The 5,230-nt window shown below is 73.5% G+C and carries 4 protein-coding genes and 1 pseudogene; 3 read left to right on the top strand and 2 right to left on the bottom strand.

Annotation, left to right across the window (positions count from 1 at the left end; genetic code table 11):
* Positions 1-217: endonuclease NucS domain-containing protein (locus tag GJ634_RS14035; protein WP_157503487.1), on the top strand; the 217-nt coding region annotated here is incomplete at its 5' end.
* Here GJ634_RS14035 and mutS read toward each other — a convergent pair.
* Together mutS and GJ634_RS14025 are read right to left on the bottom strand one after the other, a co-directional pair.
* Positions 218-2,824 carry a DNA mismatch repair protein MutS gene (gene mutS / locus GJ634_RS14030; RefSeq protein WP_157503486.1) on the bottom strand — a complete coding sequence of 869 codons (2,607 nt, stop codon included), beginning with the start codon at positions 2,822-2,824 and terminating at the stop codon, positions 218-220.
* A 58-nt stretch (positions 2,825-2,882) separates the two neighbouring features.
* Positions 2,883-3,314, bottom strand: a complete 432-nt coding sequence (locus GJ634_RS14025; RefSeq protein WP_157503485.1) for a CopD family protein — start codon at positions 3,312-3,314, stop codon at positions 2,883-2,885.
* Between the two features lie 110 nt (positions 3,315-3,424).
* On the opposite strand from GJ634_RS14025, the gene GJ634_RS14020 reads away from it, so the two are divergent.
* A complete protein-coding gene (locus GJ634_RS14020; RefSeq protein WP_331714191.1) occupies positions 3,425-4,405 on the top strand; it encodes a carbohydrate kinase in 981 nt (326 codons plus the stop codon).
* A 34-nt stretch (positions 4,406-4,439) separates the two neighbouring features.
* Positions 4,440-5,230, top strand: a pseudogene (locus tag GJ634_RS14015) (DNA mismatch repair protein); the annotation flags it as partial.

Raw genomic sequence — 5,230 nt, 5'->3', positions numbered from 1 at the left:
CACCGCCAGTCGCGACGGCGCCGTCGTCGTCGCCGAACTCAAGGCCCGCCGCGTCGGCCCGTCCGCGGCGTCGCAGCTAGAGCGGTACGTGAACGCGCTCCGCCGCGACCTCCACGCGGACGCCGACGTGCGCGGCGTGCTCGTCGCCCCCGAAATCACGGAGAAGACCCGCCGGCTGCTCGCGGCGAACGGCCTCTCCTTCTCGCCCGTCGAGTAGTCAGTCGAGGTCGCGCTTGAGGTCGTTCAGGACGTTCAGCGCCTCCACCGGCGTCAGCTCGGCGACGTTCACGTCCCGGAGCTCCGCTGCTACGTCGCCGTCCGCGGCCGCCGTCTCGTCGTCGCTCACTTCGGCTTCCACGTCAGCCGCGTCGAGGAACTCGCGGGCGCGCTCGACGACCGGCTCCGGGACGCCCGCGGTCTCCGCGACCTCGACACCGTAGGAGGCCGTCGCCGGGCCCTCGCGGACCTCGTGCTCGAACCGGACGCCGTCCCCGCTCCTCGTCGCGCCGAAGTGGAGGTTCACGGCGTCCGCGAGGCGCTCGGCGTCCGCCGTGAGCTCGTGGTGGTGGGTGGCGAACAGCGTCGTCGCGCCGAGCTCGTCGTGGACGTACTCGGTGACGGCGCGCGCGATGGCGAGCCCGTCCGTCGTGGACGTGCCGCGGCCCACCTCGTCCAGCAGGACGAGCGAGTCCTCGGTGGCGGCGCGCAGAATCGACGAGAGCTCGGTCATCTCCACCATGAACGTCGAGCGCCCGCCGGCGATGTCGTCGCTGGCGCCCACGCGAGTGAAGATGCGGTCGACCACCCGGAGGTCCGCGCTCGCCGCCGGCACGAAGCTCCCGGCCTGCGCGAGCAACACGATGAGGGCGACCTGCCGCATGTACGTCGACTTCCCGCTCATGTTCGGCCCCGTGACGACCGCGACCCGGCGGTCTGGCGTGAGGTCGGTGTCGTTCGGCACGAACCCCGGTTCCGTGCGCTCCACCACGGGGTGGCGGCCGCCCTCCACGTGGATGCCGTCGCCGCCCACCTCGGGGCGCGCGTAGTCGTGGCTCGCCGCCACGGTGGCGAACGACGCGAGCGCGTCCACGGCCGCGACCGCCGCCGCCGTCGCCTGCACGCGCTCGGCCTCCTCGGCGACCCGGTCCCGGACCTCGCAGAACAGCTCGTACTCGAGGTCCTGGGAGCGCTGCTCGGCGCGCACGATGTCGTCCTCGCGTTCCTTCAGCTCGGGCGTGACGAACCGCTCGGCGTTCTTCAGCGTCTGCCGGCGCTGGTAGTCCTCGGGGACGGCGTCGAGGTTCGGGTTCGTCACCTCGATGTAGTAGCCGTGGACCGCGTTGTGCCCGACCTTCAGCGAGTCGACGCCCGTGCGCTCCCGTTCCTGCGCTTCGAGGTCGTCGATCCACCGCTTGCCCGAGCGCTCGGTCTCCCGCAGGTCGTCGAGGGTCTCGTCGTAGCCGTCCCGGATGACGCCGCCCTCCGTGAGCTCCTGGGGCGGGTCGGGGACGATGGCCCGCGACAGCAGGTCTCGAATCTCCGGGAGGTCGTCGAGGCTCGCGCGCAGCTCCCGGAGCTTGTCGCTGTCCGCGTCCGCGAGCAAGCCGCGAATCTCGGGCACCACGTCGAGGGTGTCCTTCAGCGCGCGGAGGTCGCGGGCGTTCGCCCGGCCCCGCGAGACCCGGGAAATCAGGCGCTCCACGTCGTAGACGTCCCGCAGGTGCTCGTGGAGCTCCTCCCGCGTCAGGGGGTCCGCGAGCAGTTCGCCGACGGCCTCGTGGCGCGCCTCGATCTCCTCGGCGTCGGTCAGCGGCCGGCGCAGCCAGTCCGTCAGCGTCCGCCGGCCGAGCGCGCACGCCGTCTCGTCGAGGACGTCCACGAGCGCCGTGCCCTCCGCGCCGTGGACGCTGCGCTGCTCGAACACCTCTAGGCTCCGGAGCGCCACCGCGTCCAGCTGGAGGTACTCGCGGGGGTCGTACCGCGTCAAGTGGTTCAGGTAGTCCAGCCGGTCGCCGTCCTCGCCGCCCCGCGTGTACTCGGCGTAGTCCAGCAGCGCGCCGCAGGCCGCCACCTCGGCGTCGGTCGCCAGCGCGTCCACGCTCCCGAAGTACGCCTCGATGGTCTCGCGGGCGCGCTCGCCGTCGAACGCCGCGTCCTCGTACGCCGCGACGAACGTCCCGTCCTCGAAGCGCTCCGCGGCGACCTCCGGCCCCGTCACGAGCTCCGCGGGCGCGAACCGCCCGAGCTCGTCCCGCACCCGCTCGGCGTTCGGCAGGCTCGTCGCGTAGAAGTCGCCCGTGGAGACGTCCAGCAGCGCGAGCCCGAACCCGCCCGGCTCGCGGGACTCCCCGCTCGCTGTTCCCGCGGCGCTGCGCGCCCCGTCGTCCGCCGCGCTGAGCGCCGCCACGAAGTTGTTGTCGTCGCCCGCGAGCAGCTCGTCCTCGGTCAGCGTCCCCGGCGTCACCACCCGCGTCACCGCGCGGTCGACGACCCCGGAGACCTCGTCGGGGTCCTGCACCTGGTCCGCGACCGCGACCCGGTAGCCCGCGTCCAGCAGGTCGTCGATGTACGGCTCCGCGTTGTCGATGGGCACGCCCGCCATCGGGTACTCGCCGGTCGAGTCCTCGCGCGCCGTCAGCGTGATCTCGCAGATGCGGGCGGCAGCCTCCGCCGCGTCACAGAAGAGCTCGTAGAAGTCCCCGACCTGGAACAGCACGAGCGCGTCCTCGTAGCGCCGCGTGAGCTCGAAGTACTGGCTCATCATCGGCGTCAGGTCGCCCTCGTTTTCGGCCATCTGGTCGGGTGGCCCGAGCGCCGCGTCCATGGGCGAAGGCAACGGGGCGGGCGCTGTTATGCTCACCGATTGCGGGCCCTCGCGCCCGTCAGAGCAGGCCGGCGAGCACGAGCAGCGCGACGCTCACGACGCCCGCGGCACCGAACCACGGCGTCGCGTCGTCGGCCGCGGACTCGACGTCGTGGCCGGCGGTGAGCCGGTTCGTGCCGAGGTGGCCGAGCCCAGCGAGCACCAGCCAGAGGCCGGTCATTCCCACCACGAGGTGGCCGCGCGACGACCCCGCGAGCGCCTCGAACGTGTAGAGGTTGCCGGCGAGGTGGCCGCCCGTCAACAGCATCGCGAGGACGCTGGCGACGCTCAGTTTCGCGAAGCGGTCGGCTATCCACTCCACGGGCGCGGCGTCGAGCACGCCGCGGCGGGCGGCGGGCACGACGAACAGCGCGACGGCGAGCGTGCTCCCGGTCCACGCCGCGCCGAAGACGACGTGGACGACCCGGGCGGCGGTGATGTCGAAGCTCATCGCCTCCGGGTTCGGAGAGGGAGGGAAATAACGCGTCGGTCTCCGCTCGGTCTCGACCGCGCTCCGGGAGCCCGCCGAAGACTAAGTGCCAGTAGGGCGTCGGCGGAGGCGTGCGCACCGACCGAATCCTCGTCGCGGGGGAGACGCTCGTCGACCTGTTCCCGGACGGTCCCGGCGACCTCGCGGCCGTCGATGGCTTCGTCCACCGCGCCGGCGGCGCGCCAGCGAACGTCGCCGCCGGCCTCGCCCGCCTCGATAGCCCGCCGGAACTCTGGACGCGCCTCGGCGACGACGCGTTCGGCGCGTACCTCCGGGACAAGCTCGGGGACCGCGGCCTCGACGGCGCGTTCGTCGTCGAGGGCGACGCCGCCACCGCGCTCACCGTCGTCAGTCCGACGCCCGAGGGCGACCGCTCGTTCTCGTTCTACGAGGCCGACACCGCGACGCTCGCGTTCGAGACGGGGACGGTCCCCGACAGCGCGCTCGCCGCCTTCGACTGCGTCCACCTCGGCGGCGTCGCGCTCGCGGACGATGCGGGCCGCGAGGCGACTATCGACCTCGCCGAGCGCGCCCGAGACGCCGGCTGTCTGGTGTCGTTCGACCCGAACGCGCGCCCCGACCTTTGGGACGACCCCGCGGACGCGGACGGCGCGATTCGGGACGCGCTCGGGCTCGCGGACCTCCTGTTCTGTAGCCCCGACGACCTCCGGCCGCTCGGTCTCGCGGAGCGCGCCCGCAGCGACGCCGAAGGCGTCGCCACCGACCTGCTCGACTACGGGCCGGACACTGTGTTCCTCACGCGCGGCGGGGCAGGCGCGACAGTCGCCGCGGACCTCCCGAGCTGCGAGCGCGTCGCGCGCTCCGAACCCGCGTTCGACGTGACCGTCGTGGACACGACCGGCGCGGGCGACGCGTTCACGGCCGGCGCGCTCGCGGCCTACGAGCCCGGGATGGGGGCGTCTGGACTCGCGGACGTGCTGCGGTACGCGAACGCGACGGCCGCGCTCGCGACCACGGAGACCGGCGGGATGGCCGCGCTCCCCGACGCGGACGCGGTTCGTGCCCTGCTCGACGCTCCGGAGTCCGCGTAACGCTTTACCCACGTCGCCGCCCACTCGCAGGTACATGCGCTTAGAGGAGTACTGGGGGGTCGGCCCGAAGACCGCCGAGAAACTGGAGACCGAACTCGGCGTCGCGGACGCCGTCGACGCCATCGAGTCCGCGGACGTCCGCGCGCTCGTCGACGCCGGCATCTCGCGGGGACGGGCGACGCGCATCCTGCGGCGCTCGAACGGCGGCGAGGGGATGGACGCGCTCGCGACCGACGACGCCCGCGCCGTCTACAAGGAACTCGTCGCGCTCGCCGCGGACTACGCGGTCACGCCCGGCGCCGCCGACCGGATTCGGGTGCGGACGCCGCTGACCGACCGCGACGAGATGCGCGAGCGCCTCGACGACGTGCAGGCCGCCCGCGAGACGTGGGCGCGCCTCGACGGCGAGACCAAGGAAGCCGTCCTCGACACGTTCGACGCGCACGACGACGCGGGCGACAGCCAGCGCGCGGCCGTCGAGACCGCGCTCGCCCTGCAGGACGTCGTCGGCGACGAGGCGGGCGTGTTCGCGGCGGTCACGGACCTCGACCGGGACGCGCTCGAGGACGCCGCGGACGCGCTCCGCCACCTCACCGGGAGCGGGGTCGCGGACGGCGCGGACGCGAAACTCGACCGGCTCCGGGAGCGCGCGAGCGACCTCGAACGCCTCGAACGCGACACCTTCGACGTGCTCGAGGACGTGCGCTCGCAGGGCGTGGAGGGCACCGACGAGTTCCGCGAGGCGTTCGTCCAGTACGTCGCCAGCGAGGCCGGCGTCGAACCGCGGCGCGTCCGCTCCGCGATGGCCGCCGACGCCGCCGACGC

Origin of the sequence: Halobacterium sp. CBA1126 (assembly GCF_009741975.1) — an archaeon.
Classification (GTDB): domain Archaea; phylum Halobacteriota; class Halobacteria; order Halobacteriales; family Halobacteriaceae; genus Halobacterium.
This window is presented reverse-complemented; position numbering and strand designations above follow the sequence as displayed.